The sequence below is a fragment of the Enterococcus sp. AMC2644 genome, from assembly GCF_058216475.1.
Genome location: NZ_CM177095.1, coordinates 855,771 through 872,394, shown reverse-complemented (window position 1 = coordinate 872,394; position 16,624 = coordinate 855,771). Strand labels below are relative to the sequence as shown.

Below are 16,624 nucleotides of genomic sequence, written 5' to 3'. Positions count from 1 at the left end.
AAACCTCGCTAACTTTTAGGTTGACCTAAATTCATATATATCGTACTCCTAATGTTTTGAAAAAACAAGTGAAAAATAGTGGGAATTGCATTGGATTTGTAAATTCGCTATAATGAAGAGACAAGTTAACAAAGGAGGGAACGTATTCAATGGTAAGCATGACTAAAATAACATCGTCTGAAAATTATCAACGCTATCATATTAGCTTTAGTCACGCGATTGGTTTTACAATGGCCGTTTACGGGAGAAGTGTATCTAAAAACAGTCAAATAAAACTAAAATCAATGACCATTCAATATGTTTAACCTATTTGTAAAAGAATAATGGATAAATAAAATAACAACAGGTCATGGATTTCCCATGGCCTTTTTGAGTGGTCTTAAAGGAGTAAGAATATGTATATTCAAGCAAATAAGATCAGCAAAAATTTTAGTGGTACCCCGCTATTTGAAGAATTAACTCTTAATATCGATGAAAATGAGAAAATTGGTTTAGTCGGACAAAATGGTACGGGAAAAACCACTTTATTACGGATTTTACTAGGAACTGAAGGAATTGACGAAGGGGTTCTCAGTCGTAAAAAAGATTTATCAATTGGTTGGATCCCCCAAACATTACCTAGCGTGAACGATACGGCTTTTGATTATATTAGTCATAGTTTTACCGCTTTACATGAGTTGCAAAAGCAATTACGTTATTACGAAGCAAAAATGACCGAAACAACGGTCGACTTGACTCGGATATTAACAGTATATGGAAATTTACAACAACAATTTGAAGAATTGGGCGGCTATCAACTGACTGATCGGATTACCACAACGATGAAAGGTTTGGGACTAGCAGCACAATGTTACAGCCCTTTAAACCAACTAAGTGGAGGGGAACGGGTACGTGTTGAATTAGCGAAGATTTTAATCCAAGAAAATGATCTATTACTTTTGGATGAACCAACCAATCATTTGGATTTAGTTGGTATTCAATGGTTAGAAAATTATTTAAAAAACACGAAGCAGTCGTTTGTGGTTATTTCGCATGATCGTGCCTTTTTAGATGCAGTGACGCAACGAATTGTAGAAATTGAAGACGGACAAGCGATTGATTATCCTGGAAATTACAGCCGCTATGTCGCTTTAAAAGCAGCTCGTCTGGTTGAATTAAGTAAGAACTATGAATTGCAACAAAAAGAAATCCAACGTCTAAAGCGGATGATTCATCGTTACCGTCAATGGGGAAATGAAGGCGATAACGAAAAATTCTTTAAGAAGGCGAAAGAAATCGAACGCCGTTTAGAAAAAATGACCTTAGTAAAAGCACCTGTGGCTCCTAGAAAACGTCTAAAAAGTATCGACCAAGCTTCTCGCTCAGGCAAAGAAGTTGTCATTGCTCAAGCAATTGGAAAAATTGCGGGGGATAAGTTGCTCTTTATGGACAGCTCTTTTGCAATTTATCGTGGAGAACGTGTTGCTATCACTGGCGAAAATGGTTCTGGTAAAACAACATTATTACGTTTAATTATGAACCAAGAATCGTTAGATGAAGGCAGTATTAAATATGGAGCTAGTTTGAAATTAGGGTATTTACCGCAACAACTTATATTTCCAGATAGTCAACAACGGTTATTAGCCTACACAAAAACATTTATTGGAGATGAACAAAAAGCAAGGCAAACATTGGCCCAATATGGATTTTTTAGCGAAGATGTTGCAAAACGCCTTGGTGATCTATCTGGTGGAGAACAAGTCCGCTTGTATTTAATGAAATTATTACAACAAAAAATTAATTTTCTGATTTTAGATGAACCCACGAATCACTTAGATATATATGTTCGTGAAGAAATTGAAAGGTTACTAGCAGATTTTTCTGGAACTATTTTAGCCGTAACGCATGATCGTTATTTTCTAAAGAAAAATTTCGAAACAATTTTAGAAATTACTAACGAGCAGATTCAAAAAGTACCATTAGAGAATTAAACAGAATGGGCCGGTGACATAAGTAGATTGACCGTGAAATATCCGAACAATAGAAGGTGGCTTCTGTGGTCCAGTTGGTCCTCGTTGCAATTCACCTTGATTTAGCGTAACTCATGCTATTTTGTTCGGTTATTTTCGTCTTGTTTTTTCTTATGTCACAGCCCCATTTTTTTAAGAAAATCATTACATTTTGGAAACCGTTTCCGTATAATAGGAGTAGATGAAAGGAGAGGAATACATGAGTAAATGGTGGCAAGAAGCAATTGGCTATCAAATATATCCAAGAAGTTTTAAAGATACCAATCATGATGGGTTAGGTGATATTAATGGTATCCGTGAAAAACTGACTTATTTAAAAGATTTAGGCATTGATTTCGTTTGGATTACCCCGATTTATGAATCGCCTAACGTTGATAATGGCTATGATATTTCAGACTACTGCGCGATTTCTGAAGATTTTGGTACGATGGAAGAGTTCCAATCATTAGTCAAAGAAGCCCATGCGTTAGATATTAAAATTATTATGGATTTGGTGATTAACCACACGTCCAATCAGCATCATTGGTTTCAGGAATCACGAAAAGGTGGCAATAATGATTACCGTGATTTTTATATTTGGCATCCGCCTGTTAATGGGAAAGAACCGAATGATTGGCATGCGATTTTTGGTGGTTCGGTTTGGGAATACGATGAGGAACGTGGAGAATATTATTTTCATGCCTTCGCCAAAGAACAACCTGATTTGAATTGGGATTCACCAGCGATGCGTCAAAAAATATTCGCTATGATTGAATGGTGGATTGCGCAAGGGATTGATGGGTTCCGAATTGATGCCATTTCTCATATTAAAAAAGATGTGTGGCACCGACCGTTTGATTTTGCAGATGTGAATGGCAATTATAAAAATATTGAAGGTATCGATGTGTACTTGAAAGAATTAAGTGCAGTATTGAAAAAACATCAAGTGATGTCAGTCGGTGAGGCAAATGGCGTTACTGCCGAAGAGGCGACAGCATGGGTCGGTGAAAATGGTTATTTTGATATGATTTTTGAATTTGAGCATATCGATTTATGGCGTACACGAAACGATGAAGGCATTGATTTGCGTTCATTCAAACATGCATTGGTGCGTTGGCAAGAATCATTAGCAGATGGGCGTGGTTGGAATGCGTTATACATGGAAAACCACGATGTTCCTCGTAGTATTTCCGCATTTGGTAATGATTCTTTCGCTTATCGGACGCTTTCTGGCAAAGCTTTGGCGATGAGTTTTATGTTATTGCAAGGGACACCATTTATTTACCAAGGGCAAGAAATCGGAATGATTAACAATCAATTCGAAAGTATTGAGCAAGTTGATGCAGTCGATTCACGCAATCTATATGAAAGCTTAATTGAGACCGGTGCGACAGTAGAAGAAGCGATGCAAGTTATCTCAGGAACCACTCGTGACAATGCACGGACACCAATGCAATGGGACGCATCAACCTTTGCTGGTTTTTCAGATAAAGAACCTTGGTTAGCTATTAATGAGAACAAAAATTGGTTGAATGTCGTGGAAGAACAACGTCATGAGGCTTCTATTTATCACTTTTACAAGCAATTAATTGCTTTGCGTAAAGAAAATACAACATTTATTAACGGAGAATTCCATTATATTGAAACGAATAGTGATTATCTTTTCTGTTATGAAAGAAAAGATGAGAATGCTTGCTTTACCATCGTGGTTAATTTAGGTGAAACTGAGTCTACTTGTGATTATTTGTTAACGCTAAAAAATCAAGAAATCATTTTAGCAAATTATGAGGATAGTTTAATAGACTGCTTGCGACCTTATGAAGCACGCTTGTATAGAAAATAAGTAAGAGATAGAAGAAAATTCATTTTTCTTCTATCTCTTACTCTTTTTTATTAACTGTAATGAAATGTTTTAAGCTATTTTATACGAAAAAATAGTTGTTCATTGTTCGAGAGCAGGCAGCTCGCTTTTTTCTTAGTTAAATGAATGTTGCCACAGTCGTGAAAAAGTATCACTCAATGGACATTGTAGGCGGCTCTTTTCGACCTTCATACCAATCAAATTCAATTTCAAAGGAATGTTTATCGGCTTTTTTAGTATATTTATATTCAACTTTTAGCTCCTGACTGGGTGTGACGGGAATCGTTTGAGTCCCTTGAACAAACTGGAAGGTTCCTGGCTCTTTTAATTTTTTAGCAATTGTTTCTAATGTCGTAGCAAAGGCAACAAGTGACTGTTTTTCTTCATGGTCAATCAATATTTCTGTCATTGGTTTTGGTTCACGCATGTTAAAAACCTCCTTGTGTAATTGTTACTTCTAGTATAACTTAATAACACTTGTCATAGCTTTATTAAAAGAAAAATACCCAAACTATTATGAGTAGAGCTTCGTTAAACAGAAAGCTATCTCACGCTAGTTCGGGTATTTTAGTGTTAGACTGTTTTTATATGACAGTTTTGTTGATTAATCAGCACGCAAAGCGATTGCGGCATCTTTTTTGGCTGCCATACGTGCAGGGATATGTCCGCCGATCATTGTTAAAATCGTACTAACAATAATTAAAACTAATCCATGAACTGGATTTAATGTGGCAATATTTTCTAATTCAGTTAAATTATATAATAAAGCGTTGATTGGGAAGGTTGCTAAATAAGCAATTGCGACACCTAAAGCACCAGATGCAACGCCTAAGATAGCTGTTTCAGCATCAAAGACACGAGTAATATCTTTTTTGCGGGCACCTAAGGCTTTTAAGACCCCAATTTCTTTAGTACGTTCGAGTACAGAAGTGTAGGTGATAATTCCAATCATAATCATACTTGTAACGAGTGAAATACCTGCAAAAGCGATTAGGACATACGTAATAGCATCCATTAAGCCACCTGTTAATTGGGTCATTGTGCCAGCTAAATCACTATAAATGATTTTGTCTTCTTTACTTTTTCCTTTATTATACGCATCTAAATAATCTAAGACTTGATCTTTTGATTTGAAATCATTTGGATAAATCATAATGCTATAAGGGGTAGCGCTGGCACCTAAATAATTCAAAAAATTATCTTTGGCAGTTTCATCTAATTGTTCGTTCGTCATAACATTTGTCGCACTATCTTCTTGTGCTTTGACAATTGCAGAGGTACGATTTTTCTCAATGATTTTTTGGGCTAATGTATCACTATACGCAATACCTGGTGCGAGTAAGTCCATTGTTGAAGAATCTTTGATACGTAAAACGCCAGTAATCGTTAATTCTTCATTTGCACTATTGTCGTAGACCGCTGCTAAATCTTGATTAGGAATAAAGTTACCAGTAGGTAGTTCGGTATAAAATGCGTCATTATAGGCAAGTTTGACCGTTGTACCAACAATCTCTGAAAATGGTATTTTTTCACCATCTTTGACATCGAAACCTAAATTTTTCAAGGCGTTGACATTCGTTGTATTATTACTATCCACAATTAAAACAACGTCGTTCGCATTTTCAGGGTAGTCTCCTTCAAGTAACGAATAATTGTCTTTTAGGAAGTTTCCTTTATCTTTATCCAATTGTTGTGGAAAAGAAGACACGCCCATGCCAGTTTGTGCAGCCATCATAGACATCATGGAAGCTGTTTGGCTATCTGCGGCATCGTTTGAGAATTTGACCATTTCAGGTTTGCCATCAATTTCACGCAATAAATTCATATTAACTAAACGTGTGTAACCAATATTATTACTTAATTCAGGGTCGATATTTTCAATATAATCGACATATGTTTTGTCCAGTTTATTCGTATGTTGTGCACGATCGGCATCACTAATTTTAGCTGTGACTTCTTTTTCAGTCGGAAAGTCACCTTTCATTGAGCGGTTTTCAAAACTTGCTGGATCTTGATCGGTAGTCACTTGCGAAATAGTGATAGGAAACTGTGATAAGGTCTCAGATTGTGTTTTATCAATTTGTTTTTGGAAACCGGTCGATAAAGACAAGACAATCGCAATCCCGATAATGCCGATACTTGAGGCAAATGAGGTTAAGAATGTTCGTCCCTTTTTTGTACGGATGTTATTGAAGGATAAACGTAAGGCTGTCATGAATTTCATTTTAGTATGTTTTAAATTAAATTCGTCTTTCTTTTTACCTTCAATATGTGGGTGGGAATCATTTTGAATTTTTCCATCTGAGAACTCAATAATTCGATCAGCATATTGATGAGCTAATTCAGGATTATGAGTAACCATAACCACTAATTTTTCTTTGGATAATTCTTGAATTAATTCCATGATTTGTAGACTGGTTTCTGAATCTAAGGCCCCTGTAGGCTCATCACAAAGCAAAATATCTGGATCATTTGCTAATGCGCGCGCAATAGCTACACGTTGCATTTGTCCACCAGATAGTTGATTTGGTTTTTTATTCATATGATCGCCTAAACCAACACGTTGTAAAGCATCTTCTGCTTTTGCTCGACGTTCTGCTTTAGAAATACCACTTAAAGTCATTCCTAATTCGACGTTGTCAATGATTCCTTGGTGACTAATTAAGTTGTAACTTTGGAAGATAAAACCAATGGAATTATTACGATAGGCATCCCAATCACGATCTTTAAAGGTTTTAGTTGATTTACCATTAATAATCATATCTCCAGAATCATAATTATCTAAACCACCGATGACGTTTAACATAGTCGTTTTTCCAGAACCACTTGGCCCTAAAATAGCAACGAATTCTTGTTTACGAAAAGCAACGGATACACCATCTAAGGCCTTTGTCGTAGTGGTACCGACTTTGTAGTGCTTTTTGATATCTTTTAGTTCTAACATTGCGACACTCTTCTCTATTTTAATTTACCAACAACTCTAACTAAATTCATTTTTAACGGTATCATAACAGTTAACAAAAATCAACAATCAACAATTGATAATTCTTTAAAAATCATTTACACTAAAGTGGAAATGAGGGAATCAGGATGAAGCAACGATCAGAGCTAGATATTTCGGTATTTACAGATATTTTTTCTTTTATGAGTCAGTTGGTTTTCCAAGATCTTGAAATGGATTTAGAAGATTTAAAGCTCACCAAAATAGAAATGCTTATTATTTTAATTGTGGCAACAAATGAAGGCATTTCCATGACAGAATTAGCACAACAGGTTGGTACGTCTAAAGTGCAAATTAGTCGGTCAATCACTAACTTGGAAAAACGCCAAATTGTTCAACGAGAACATAATCAACGAAATCGTCGTATCGTAAATGTTTTTACCACTCAAGGAGGTAAGACGTTATTTGCGCAAAAAGAAGAGCAAGTGAAACAGAAACTAGCAGATACGTTTTCTGTCTTAATGCCAGAAGATTATCAAACTGTTACGAATCATTTGGTGGGGGCGTTGGAAGTTCTAGCTAAATATAAACAAATGAATATCTCGAGATGTCACAAACCAGAGCTAGGGGATGAGAAGTAGCTTTGGTTTTTTTATTTGCAACCGATTGCTTTTTTATTTTTTAAAAATACTTTATATAAGTATTGATTATAAATGCAAACGATTGCATAATAGAGGTAGGATTAATTAAGTTTTAGGAGGAATAATGTGGAGAGACAAGCGATTTTGCACAAAACTAAAAGTAATTATGCGTATGCTTACGATCAACAAACACTTCATTTTCGTTTGCGAAGTAAGCGTGATGATTTACTTAAGGTCACTCTTTTAATCGACCATGAAGATGGCTGGCTGCCGAATGAACAAGGCGTATGGATGTGGCAAAAAAAACAACTACCGATGCGCAAGGAATTCTCAACTGAATTATTTGATTATTGGTTTGTTGAAGCAAAACCAAAAAATTTGAAAGCTAGATATGGCTTTTTATTAGATGATGGAAAGGCACAAGTTTTATTTACTGAACGTGGTTTCTTTTCACCTGAAGATGACTTCATTAAAAATGATATTAATAGCTACTTTTCATTTCCTTATATCCATGAAAATGATATCTTTGCAGCACCATCATGGGTCAAGGAAACGGTCTGGTATCAAATTTTTCCTGAACGTTTTGCCAATGGCGATGCAGCCAATGATCCAGAAGGAAAACATCCTTGGACAACGACTACAACTGCTGTTTTAGGAGAATTTGAGTTTTATGGAGGTGATTTACGGGGAATTATTCAAAAATTACCCTACCTGGCTGATTTAGGTATTTCTGGTATTTATTTAACGCCAATTTTTAAATCGCCAACTTCACATAAATATGACACTGAAGACTATTTTGAAATTGACCCACATTTTGGTACGAAAGAAGATTTACGAGAACTAGTGAACAAAGCTCATCGATTAGGGATTCGGATTATGTTAGATGCTGTGTTTAACCATATTGGTTGGACCTCGTATCAATTTAAAGATGCGCAAGAAAAAGGGGCTGCATCTAACTATTATGATTGGTTTTATTTTGAAGGAGAAAACTATTTGAATTTTTCTCCTCACATGCCAAAACTAAACACAAGTCATCCAGCTGTGATTGATTATTTGATTCGTGTAGCTCAGTATTGGATTTTAGAAGTAGATATTGATGGTTGGCGTTTGGATGTCGCCAATGAAGTCGATCATCAATTTTGGCAAATATTCCGAAAATCAGTCAAAGAAGTGAAGTCTGATATCTACATTTGTGGCGAACTGTGGCATGATAGTCAGGCTTGGTTAAATGGGGATCAATTTGATGGAGTGATGAATTATCCGTTAGCTAAACCAATCCAAGAATGGATTGCGACCGAACGAATTAATGGTCATGATTTTCTGGAGCAATTTGTTCATGCGTATACACGTTATCCAAAAAACCAAAATTTGGGGATGATGACTTTATTGGATAGTCATGATACACCAAGAATTATGACGAGCGCACAAAATAATCTGCGAAAAGTCGATATGTGTTTTGCGTTGCTGGCAACAACACCAGGGTCGATTTGTTTTTACTATGGAAGTGAAATTTATCTGCAAGGAGTGGACGATCCTGACAATCGTCGTTGCATGAATTGGGAAGTGGAACCGACTAGTAATATTGCTCAATTAGCACAATTGCGAAAAGCGTATCCGACCATTGGTTATGCAGGAGAATATGAGTTTTTAAGTGTTACAACCAATACCATCATCTTTAAGAAATATTCTATCGACGAAACGATTTATTTTATCTTTAATACAAAAGGCACGAATAAAGTTGACTTGCCTCTAGAACTGCAACAACAAAAAGTTATTGATTTAATCCAACAAAAAATATATAGCTTAGATAAACAACTGGAATTAAACGAATACAGTTATTTGATTTTGAAAAAATCCTAGTAACAAGGCATGCTCAGTGTAGTGGGCATGCCTTGTTTACATATAAAAAATAGGCCTGTGATATAAGGAAAAAAGACAAAAATATCCGAATAATAGAATATTTACACCAAATCAAGGAGTAATCTTCTATTATTCGGATATTTTACGGTCAATCTACTTATATCACAGACCCAAAAGCTTATTCTTTTACTGAACCAGAAGTGATTCCAGCAACATAGAAGCGTTGCATGAAGATAAATAGAATCGTAATTGGGATAGCGATTAAGACACAACCAGCGGTAAACGCCATAAACAATGAGTTGGCTGTTGTTTTTGTCATCATTGAGAATAGCCCAATTGCTACAGTATAGTTTTCGACTTTATCACCCATAATTACTTTGGCAAAGATGAAGTCCATCCAAGGTCCCATAAATGCCATTAAAGATGTATAAACAATCATTGGTTTAGATAAAGGTAAGGTAATCTTAGTGAAAATTTGCCATTTATTTGCACCGTCAATCATCGCAGATTCATCTAATGCCATTGGAATGGTATCAAAGAAGCCTTTAGCAATATAAAATCCAAGTGCTGCACCAGCAGAATAAACTAAAATTAACGCAAATTTTGTTTGGGTTAAATCTAAAGCTTTCAAAATGTAATAAATCGCAAACATACTCATAAAACCAGGGAACATGTTCAATACTAACGCAATTTTCAAAATTGGTTTACGCATTCTAAAACGCAAACGAGAAAGTGCGTAAGCCATCGCAATAGTAATGAAAGTTGATAGGATACAACTAATTGTTGCGACATACAAAGTATTTAAGAACCAACGGACAAATGGGAAACTTCCAGTGGTATTACTTAATAAAATTTTATAGTTGTCTAATGTAAATGATTTAGGGATGATATAAGGAACGAACGCGCCACCTTCTGCACGAAAACTCGATAGTACAATCCAAGCAATCGGGAACATCCAGACAATAGACATGACGATTAACAAGATATAACTTCCAGTTAAAGACATTCGTTGACTGGATTTGTAACTTTTATTTTTCTTTTGTGCTTCCATAGTCATTAGCCCTCCTTAAATGAATTTGTTCGAGTGTAGGCAATTAAACTAAATACTGCAGAGAGGATAAAGATTAAAATACCGATAACTGAAGCTAAATTATAGTCCATTGTATTCAAAGTTAAATTGTACAACCAAGTAACTAGTAAGTCAGTTGATCCTGCTCCGTAGAAGTCAGAATTTGTTGGACCGCCACCTGTTAATAGGAAAATCACATTAAAGTTATTGATATTTCCAATAAATTGTTGAATAAGTGCAGGTGTCATAACGAACAAAATTTGTGGGAATGTAATATTTCTAAAAATTTGAAAGGCATTCGCACCATCAATCCGAGCTGCTTCAATTTGATCTTCAGGTAAGTTTTGAATAATCCCTGTAGAAACTAACATTGTTGCTGGTAAACCAATCCACATATTTACAAAGATAACAGAAATTTTCGCCCATAATGGATCAGTTAAAAAAGGAATCGCTGTATCGATTAATCCCCAACTCATCAACATAGCATTAATCGGACCCGCACCGTTTAATAAGTTGCGCATAATTAACAATGAAACGAATTGTGGCACAGCTAAGGTAATTACGAAAATTGTTCGCCAAAGTCCTTTGAATTTAATACCTTTTCTGTTGATTAATAAAGCTAATAAAACCCCAAAGAAGAAACAAGTAGTCGTTGCAATGACTGCCCAAATTAAGGTCCAACTAAGAACAGGGAAGAAGGTAGCTGCCATTTTCCCATTTAAGACATTTGCGAAATTTGAAAAGCCAACCCACGTAAATAAGTTTTTCGGTGGTAGATGATTGTGATCGTAGTTCGTAAATGCGATAGAAACCATATAAATTAATGGTAAAATTGTAAAGAATAAAACACCTAATAATGGCACTGTCATCAAAGTTGCATGGAAACGCTCGTTTAACAAACTAGATAAATCTTGCATTGTGGTAGGTGCTTTTTGACCATCTTGTTTTAAATCATAAAGGTGACGCGCACTTTTTAGATTCACGATATAAAGAACAATCATTAAAACACAGAGTAAAAGAGCTGCAATACCGAAAAGTAAAATGAGCATCGAGTTGTCGCCTTCTTGAAGGACTGGAATTCCTAATTTCTTATCCATGACTAACCCTTGTTCTTGTGTTCCTAAAGTTGATAGCATACTTAGTGCTGTTAATCCGTTGCGAATTAACCAAAAAAGAAAAGCAACTTGTGATCCTAGAAAGATGAAACCTTTTAGCCATTGTTTATTAGCTAAGTTTGCAGATCCCATAATAATAAATGACAATTTAGTCATTGCATCGCCTTTTTTGAATAACTCACGAAAGGTTGTTTTTTGTTCGTATTTTTTTCTTTTAAACATAGCCTTCCACTCACTTTCATTATTTTACAAAGGAAGGCGAAAGAAGGGCTCTTTCGCCTTAACTATCCTGTTTTTATTCTGCTGGCGTACCAACATCATTGATTAATTTGTCTAATTTTGATTGATAATCAGCTGATTTGATTTTTCCTTTGTAGGTATCATTGATTACAGCATCCATTGCTGGCCAGAATGAAACAATCTCAGGAATTTTAGGCATTACAACAGTGTGTGTTGATTGTGTCATTTCAACTACAGCAGTAGAAACAGCATCAGATTTTACTGATTCACTTTCTTGTGCTGCTTTGTTTGAAGGAATGATTCCATTGTTTTCAAAGACAGTAAGTTGTGAATTTTCATTGCTAATATAATCTGCTAGTGCCATAGCTGCTAAAGGAGCTTCTGTTTGTTGGTTGACAGCAAATAGTTTTACACCCATAAATGCTTTTTGTTGAACTGGACCATTTCCAAAATCAACTGTTGGATAAGCAGCCACGGCCATATCATCACCAATGGCTTTGATTACATCATTTTTAGACCACGGACCAGATAAGAAAGCGTCGATTTTACCAGATTGTAAGCTTGCTAATGTTTCAGCATTTGATTGAATAACACCAGGATTATTTTTTTGATCAGCAATCCATTGCATTACTTGAACACCTGGTTCTGTATTAAAATCTGTTCCTTTTGGATCTTCACCGTTTTCACCATATAAATGTAAGCCGTTACTCATAAATAATGGAGCGAAGACATAATTGGCACCAGCTTCTCCAAAGTTTGCACCTAATTTACCTTTAGATGTTAAACTTTCCCAAGTTTTTACATCATCCTCAGATAATTTTGATTTATTATAGTAAAGAAATTGTGATTCAACACCGTAAGGGTAGCCGTAAAGTTCGCCTTTCCATGAAGCCCCTTCGATTGCTGAGTCAACGTTATTTGCTTTTACATCATCTGCATATTTTGTATTTGGATAAATTAAGCCAGCTTCAGCCATTTGCCCTAATTGGTCATGTGGCATCATAAATACATCAGCAGCAGCTTTAGGATCTTTAGAAACATCTTTTTGTGCATCAGTAGAAGTACCTTCTGTTAATTCTACTTTTACATCAGGATACTCTTTCTCAAAATCAGCAACAATTTCTTTATAAGCAGGAAGGAAGTCGCGGTCTACCCAAAGTTTTACATTTCCTTCAACTTTAGGTTCTTCATTTGATGAAGCGTTTGCATCATCTTGTTTATCAGAGTTCCCGCCTCCGCAAGCTGTTAATAATACAGCGCTACCTAACATTAAGCCAGTTGTCACATACTTTTTCCAATTTGTCTTCATAATTGTTTTCCTCCATAAATAATATTTCTTCTACACATGTGATTATGCAACCGTTTGCTGAAATAGTCAAGCTTTATGTTGCAAAAAAATAAAAAAAGTATAAATTTATTATAAATAGAGTATTTAAATGATGATGTTAAAATGAGAAAAATCAGAAACTTTCTAATAATTAAAAGGATAAAAGCTAGCAGTATTAGGTTTTGTTGAATTAAATGCAACCGATTGCTGTAAAATCGTTGCAACCGTTTTTCTTATGTGTCATAATAATAGTGAAAAATTGAAAAGGAGAAATGAATTTTATGAATACAGCAGCTATTTATCATCGTCCAGAAAGTGAATTTGCTTATCTATATGATGAAAAAACTATGCACGTCCGTTTAAGAACCGCTAGAGGAGATGTTCGAGAAGTTTCTTTATTACATGGAGATCCTTATTTATTGGATAAAGAAAAATGGCATAAAAAGCCATTAAGAATGACTTTATTAATGTCGACTGATTTATATGATTATTGGTTTGTTGAAGTAAGTGCACCTTATAAACGTTTGTCTTATGCTTTCTCATTAGTAGGAGTGGATGGGCTTTCTGTTTTTTACGGTGATCATGGTGTTTATCCATTGGTAGATAAATTTTTGGAAATGCCTAATAATTATTTTAGAATGCCATTTTTCCAAGAAATTGACCGTTTTAAAGCGCCTGAGTGGGTAAAAGAAACTGTCTGGTATCAAATTTTCCCAGAACGCTTTGCCAATGGAGATAAGGACAATGATCCAGAAGGAACGCTACCTTGGGGGTCAAAAGATCCAAGTTACAAAGATTTCTTTGGTGGAGATTTACAAGGTGTTATCGATCACTTGGATTATTTAGAAGATTTAGGTATTAATGGCTTGTATTTCTGTCCTTTATTTGAGGCGTATTCAAATCATAAATACGATACAATTGATTATTTGAAAATTGATCCAGCGTTTGGCGATGCAGAAATATTTAAAAAGTTAGTTGAAGAATGTCATAAACGTGGCATTAAAATTATGTTGGATGCCGTTTTTAATCATATGGGAGATACATCCCCACAATGGGAAGATGTACTGAAGAATGGCGAGAAATCAAAATATGCAGATTGGTTCCATGTAAACGAATTTCCAGCAAGTTATAAAGAAGGTTCATTCTTTGAAGAAGCAACCGATATTACTTATGATGTTTTTGCTTTTACCCCTCATATGCCAAAATTAAATACTGCTAATCCAGAAGTGCAAGAACATTTGCTAAATATTGCTCGTTATTGGATTGAAGAGTTTGATATTGATGCTTGGCGCTTAGATGTAGCAAATGAAGTTGATCATGCTTTTTGGAAAAAATTCCGTCAAGTATGTGATGAAGCGAAAGATGACTTCTATATTTTAGGTGAAATTTGGCATTCTTCTCAAAGTTGGTTGCAAGGTGACGAATTCCATGCTGTGATGAATTATGCGTTTACAGATGCAATTATGGGTTATTTCGTTAAGAACGAATTGACAATGAGTAAAATGGTTTCTGAGATGAATAATCAGTTGATGCTATATCGTGACCAAACGAATCAAATGCAATTTAATGTTTTAGACTCACATGATACGCCACGTCTTTTGACTGAGACTAAAGAAGATAAAGAGTTAATGAAACAAGTCTTAGCCTTTACCTATATTCAACCAGGTGTTCCTTGTCTATATTACGGTGATGAAGTTGGTATGACAGGAGAAATGGATCCAGATTGTCGTAAATGTATGATTTGGGATGAAGAAAAACAAGATTTAAAATTGCATCAATTTATCAAAAATTTAATTGGTTTACGTAAAACAAACCAAAAAATTCTTTCAGAAGGTAGCGTTCATTGGAAACAAGTTTCAGAAGATTCGGGAGTCATTGTTTTTGAACGGAAGTTAGATGGTGTAATTCTAACGGGAATTTTTAATACTGGGGAGCAAGAAATTCGTGCTGAAAAAGCTGGAGAGGTTCTCTTAAGTAATTTGGTTGAAGTAGCTGACACGACTGTGGAAGTTGCACCAAAAGGTTTTGCAATATTTATCCAAAAATAAAAAAGACAAAGGAAACAAGACGAAATCGTGCTTGTTTCCTTTGTCTTTGATTATTAAATAGGAAGTTTTTCCTATACACGTTGCGAAGAATCTTCCCCAAAATTCTTCTTAACTCAATTATAGAACAAAGATAGTGGTTTTCACAAATAAAAACATTTTGTTGCGAACGATTTGTTGTTAGTGGTAGTGAATTGCTTTTCGTTTTTTAATGAGAAAATTCTCATGAATTTAGGGGCTTGAAAACAAGAGGGGAACGATTTTTAGTTGAAAAAACCAAAGTTATTTTCCTTGATTTATAAAGCTTTATATAAGAAAAAAATTTTTTATTAAAGCGGTTTCTAACAAGGGACTCAAAAATTTTCAGATAGAATGCTAGAATTTTCTGATAAGTATGATAAAATAATGAAAATGTTGAATTAATTAAAGGAGTGTTTTAGATGGAGTCAGGATATCGTATTGCGGTGGTAGGAGCTACTGGTGCAGTCGGAACAAAAATGATCGAAATGTTGGAGCAAACTGTGCTACCTATTAAAGAGGTAAAATTATTAGCATCTAAGCGCTCTGCTGGAAAAAAAGCAACCTTCAAAGGAGAAGAACTAGTGATTGAAGAATTAGTTCCAGAATCATTTGAGCAGGTTGACATCGCTTTGTTTAGTGCTGGTGGAGGAATCTCGAAGCAATTTGCCCCAGAAGCAGTGAAGCGTGGCGCGGTAGTCGTTGATAATACCAGCCATTTTCGTATGGATCCAGAAGTACCATTAGTGGTTCCTGAAGTAAATAAAGAAGCTTTGAAAAAACATAAAGGAATTATCGCCAATCCCAATTGCTCAACGATTCAGATGATGGTTGCTTTAGAACCAATTCGCCAAAAAGCTGGTTTAGATCGTGTTATTGTATCGACTTATCAAGCGGTATCTGGTGCTGGAGCAAGTGCGATTCGTGAATTAGAAGAACAAACACAAGCGTATCTAAATGGCACGCCCGTTGCAGAACTAAAAGCAGATATCTTACCTTGTGGCGGAGATAAAAAACATTATCCATTAGCATTTAATGCTTTGCCACAAATTGATGTATTTGCCGAAGAAGGATACACTTATGAAGAATGGAAAATGATTCGTGAAACCAAAAAAATCATGGAAGATGACACAATCAAAGTATCAGCAACCTGTGTACGTATTCCAGTAGCTAGTGGTCATTCGGAATCTGTTTACATTGAAACCAAAGCTGATTTGACTGTGGCAGCTATTCGTGAATTGATGGCGGCTGCACCAGGTGTTGTTTTAGAAGATGATCCAAGTCAGCAAATCTATCCACAAGCTTTGAATAGTATTGGGAAAAAAGAAACGTTTGTCGGTCGTATTCGTAAAGACGTAGATGTCGATAACGGTTTCCATCTATGGGTAGTTTCAGATAATTTGTTAAAAGGTGCGGCATGGAATTCTGTTCAAATCGCTGAAACCTTACATGAAATGGATTTAGTGCGCGTTTAATAAAAAGTCTAAGATAGATTTTAACAGTAGAATATCCGAACTAT

12 protein-coding genes are annotated in these 16,624 nt (G+C 35.4%); 7 read left to right on the top strand and 5 right to left on the bottom strand.

The features are described from left to right. The first annotated feature begins 149 nt into the window (after nucleotides 1-149). The 3 genes from AC4BC5_RS04225 (at nucleotide 150) to AC4BC5_RS04215 (ending at nucleotide 3,831) form a co-directional block, all read left to right on the top strand. Nucleotides 150-305 (top strand): hypothetical protein, encoded by a 156-nt coding sequence (locus AC4BC5_RS04225; protein ID WP_016175885.1) that lies wholly within the window; start codon nucleotides 150-152, stop codon nucleotides 303-305. Between the two features lie 90 nt (nucleotides 306-395). Beyond that, on the top strand, nucleotides 396-1,970 hold the full coding sequence (abc-f, locus tag AC4BC5_RS04220; protein WP_490496929.1) for a ribosomal protection-like ABC-F family protein: 1,575 nt from the start codon (nucleotides 396-398) through the stop codon (nucleotides 1,968-1,970). Between the two features lie 238 nt (nucleotides 1,971-2,208). Next, nucleotides 2,209-3,831 (top strand): alpha-glucosidase, encoded by a 1,623-nt coding sequence (locus tag AC4BC5_RS04215; RefSeq protein ID WP_490496928.1) that lies wholly within the window; start codon nucleotides 2,209-2,211, stop codon nucleotides 3,829-3,831. Between the two features lie 169 nt (nucleotides 3,832-4,000). Here the strand turns inward: AC4BC5_RS04215 and AC4BC5_RS04210 are convergent, their stop codons facing one another. Further along, complete coding sequence (locus tag AC4BC5_RS04210) at nucleotides 4,001-4,276, bottom strand: amphi-Trp domain-containing protein (RefSeq protein WP_490496927.1); 276 nt, start codon at nucleotides 4,274-4,276, stop codon at nucleotides 4,001-4,003. Nucleotides 4,277-4,453: 177 nt separating this feature from the next. Then, nucleotides 4,454-6,793: an ABC transporter ATP-binding protein/permease gene (locus tag AC4BC5_RS04205; RefSeq protein WP_490496926.1), complete on the bottom strand. Its 2,340-nt coding sequence runs from the start codon at nucleotides 6,791-6,793 to the stop codon at nucleotides 4,454-4,456. A gap of 146 nt (nucleotides 6,794-6,939) precedes the next feature. Between AC4BC5_RS04205 and AC4BC5_RS04200 the strand changes: the two genes are divergently transcribed. Beyond that, on the top strand, nucleotides 6,940-7,431 hold the full coding sequence (locus AC4BC5_RS04200) for a MarR family winged helix-turn-helix transcriptional regulator (RefSeq protein ID WP_490496925.1): 492 nt from the start codon (nucleotides 6,940-6,942) through the stop codon (nucleotides 7,429-7,431). A gap of 126 nt (nucleotides 7,432-7,557) precedes the next feature. Next, nucleotides 7,558-9,291 carry a glycoside hydrolase family 13 protein gene (locus tag AC4BC5_RS04195; protein ID WP_490496924.1) on the top strand — a complete coding sequence of 578 codons (1,734 nt, stop codon included), beginning with the start codon at nucleotides 7,558-7,560 and terminating at the stop codon, nucleotides 9,289-9,291. Between the two features lie 178 nt (nucleotides 9,292-9,469). On the opposite strand, the gene AC4BC5_RS04190 is transcribed toward AC4BC5_RS04195, so the two are convergent. The 3 genes from AC4BC5_RS04190 to AC4BC5_RS04180 form a co-directional block, all read right to left on the bottom strand. Beyond that, nucleotides 9,470-10,342 carry a sugar ABC transporter permease gene (locus tag AC4BC5_RS04190; RefSeq protein ID WP_490497497.1) on the bottom strand — a complete coding sequence of 291 codons (873 nt, stop codon included), beginning with the start codon at nucleotides 10,340-10,342 and terminating at the stop codon, nucleotides 9,470-9,472. Between the two features lie 5 nt (nucleotides 10,343-10,347). After that, complete coding sequence (locus AC4BC5_RS04185) at nucleotides 10,348-11,697, bottom strand: carbohydrate ABC transporter permease (RefSeq protein WP_490496923.1); 1,350 nt, start codon at nucleotides 11,695-11,697, stop codon at nucleotides 10,348-10,350. 73 nt (nucleotides 11,698-11,770) lie between these two features. Further along, the gene (locus AC4BC5_RS04180; protein WP_490496922.1) at nucleotides 11,771-13,024 is read right to left on the bottom strand and encodes an extracellular solute-binding protein; all 1,254 of its coding nucleotides are present in this window, start codon (nucleotides 13,022-13,024) and stop codon (nucleotides 11,771-11,773) included. Between the two features lie 299 nt (nucleotides 13,025-13,323). On the opposite strand from AC4BC5_RS04180, the gene AC4BC5_RS04175 reads away from it, so the two are divergent. Together AC4BC5_RS04175 and AC4BC5_RS04170 are read left to right on the top strand one after the other, a co-directional pair. Next, nucleotides 13,324-15,090, top strand: a complete 1,767-nt coding sequence (locus AC4BC5_RS04175; RefSeq protein ID WP_490496921.1) for a glycoside hydrolase family 13 protein — start codon at nucleotides 13,324-13,326, stop codon at nucleotides 15,088-15,090. Between the two features lie 437 nt (nucleotides 15,091-15,527). Continuing rightward, the gene (locus AC4BC5_RS04170; RefSeq protein ID WP_490496920.1) at nucleotides 15,528-16,580 is read left to right on the top strand and encodes an aspartate-semialdehyde dehydrogenase; all 1,053 of its coding nucleotides are present in this window, start codon (nucleotides 15,528-15,530) and stop codon (nucleotides 16,578-16,580) included. Nucleotides 16,581-16,624: the final 44 nt, after the last annotated feature.

Coding starts and splice junctions, on each gene's coding strand:
- AC4BC5_RS04170 (WP_490496920.1), top strand. CDS start 15,528: ATGGAGTCAGGATATCGTATTGCGGTGGTAGGAGCTACTGGTGCAGTC.
- AC4BC5_RS04215 (WP_490496928.1), top strand. CDS start 2,209: ATGAGTAAATGGTGGCAAGAAGCAATTGGCTATCAAATATATCCAAGA.
- AC4BC5_RS04190 (WP_490497497.1), bottom strand. CDS start 10,342: ATGGAAGCACAAAAGAAAAATAAAAGTTACAAATCCAGTCAACGAATG.
- AC4BC5_RS04210 (WP_490496927.1), bottom strand. CDS start 4,276: ATGCGTGAACCAAAACCAATGACAGAAATATTGATTGACCATGAAGAA.
- AC4BC5_RS04225 (WP_016175885.1), top strand. CDS start 150: ATGGTAAGCATGACTAAAATAACATCGTCTGAAAATTATCAACGCTAT.
- AC4BC5_RS04180 (WP_490496922.1), bottom strand. CDS start 13,024: ATGAAGACAAATTGGAAAAAGTATGTGACAACTGGCTTAATGTTAGGT.
- AC4BC5_RS04205 (WP_490496926.1), bottom strand. CDS start 6,793: ATGTTAGAACTAAAAGATATCAAAAAGCACTACAAAGTCGGTACCACT.
- abc-f (WP_490496929.1), top strand. CDS start 396: ATGTATATTCAAGCAAATAAGATCAGCAAAAATTTTAGTGGTACCCCG.
- AC4BC5_RS04175 (WP_490496921.1), top strand. CDS start 13,324: ATGAATACAGCAGCTATTTATCATCGTCCAGAAAGTGAATTTGCTTAT.
- AC4BC5_RS04185 (WP_490496923.1), bottom strand. CDS start 11,697: ATGTTTAAAAGAAAAAAATACGAACAAAAAACAACCTTTCGTGAGTTA.
- AC4BC5_RS04200 (WP_490496925.1), top strand. CDS start 6,940: ATGAAGCAACGATCAGAGCTAGATATTTCGGTATTTACAGATATTTTT.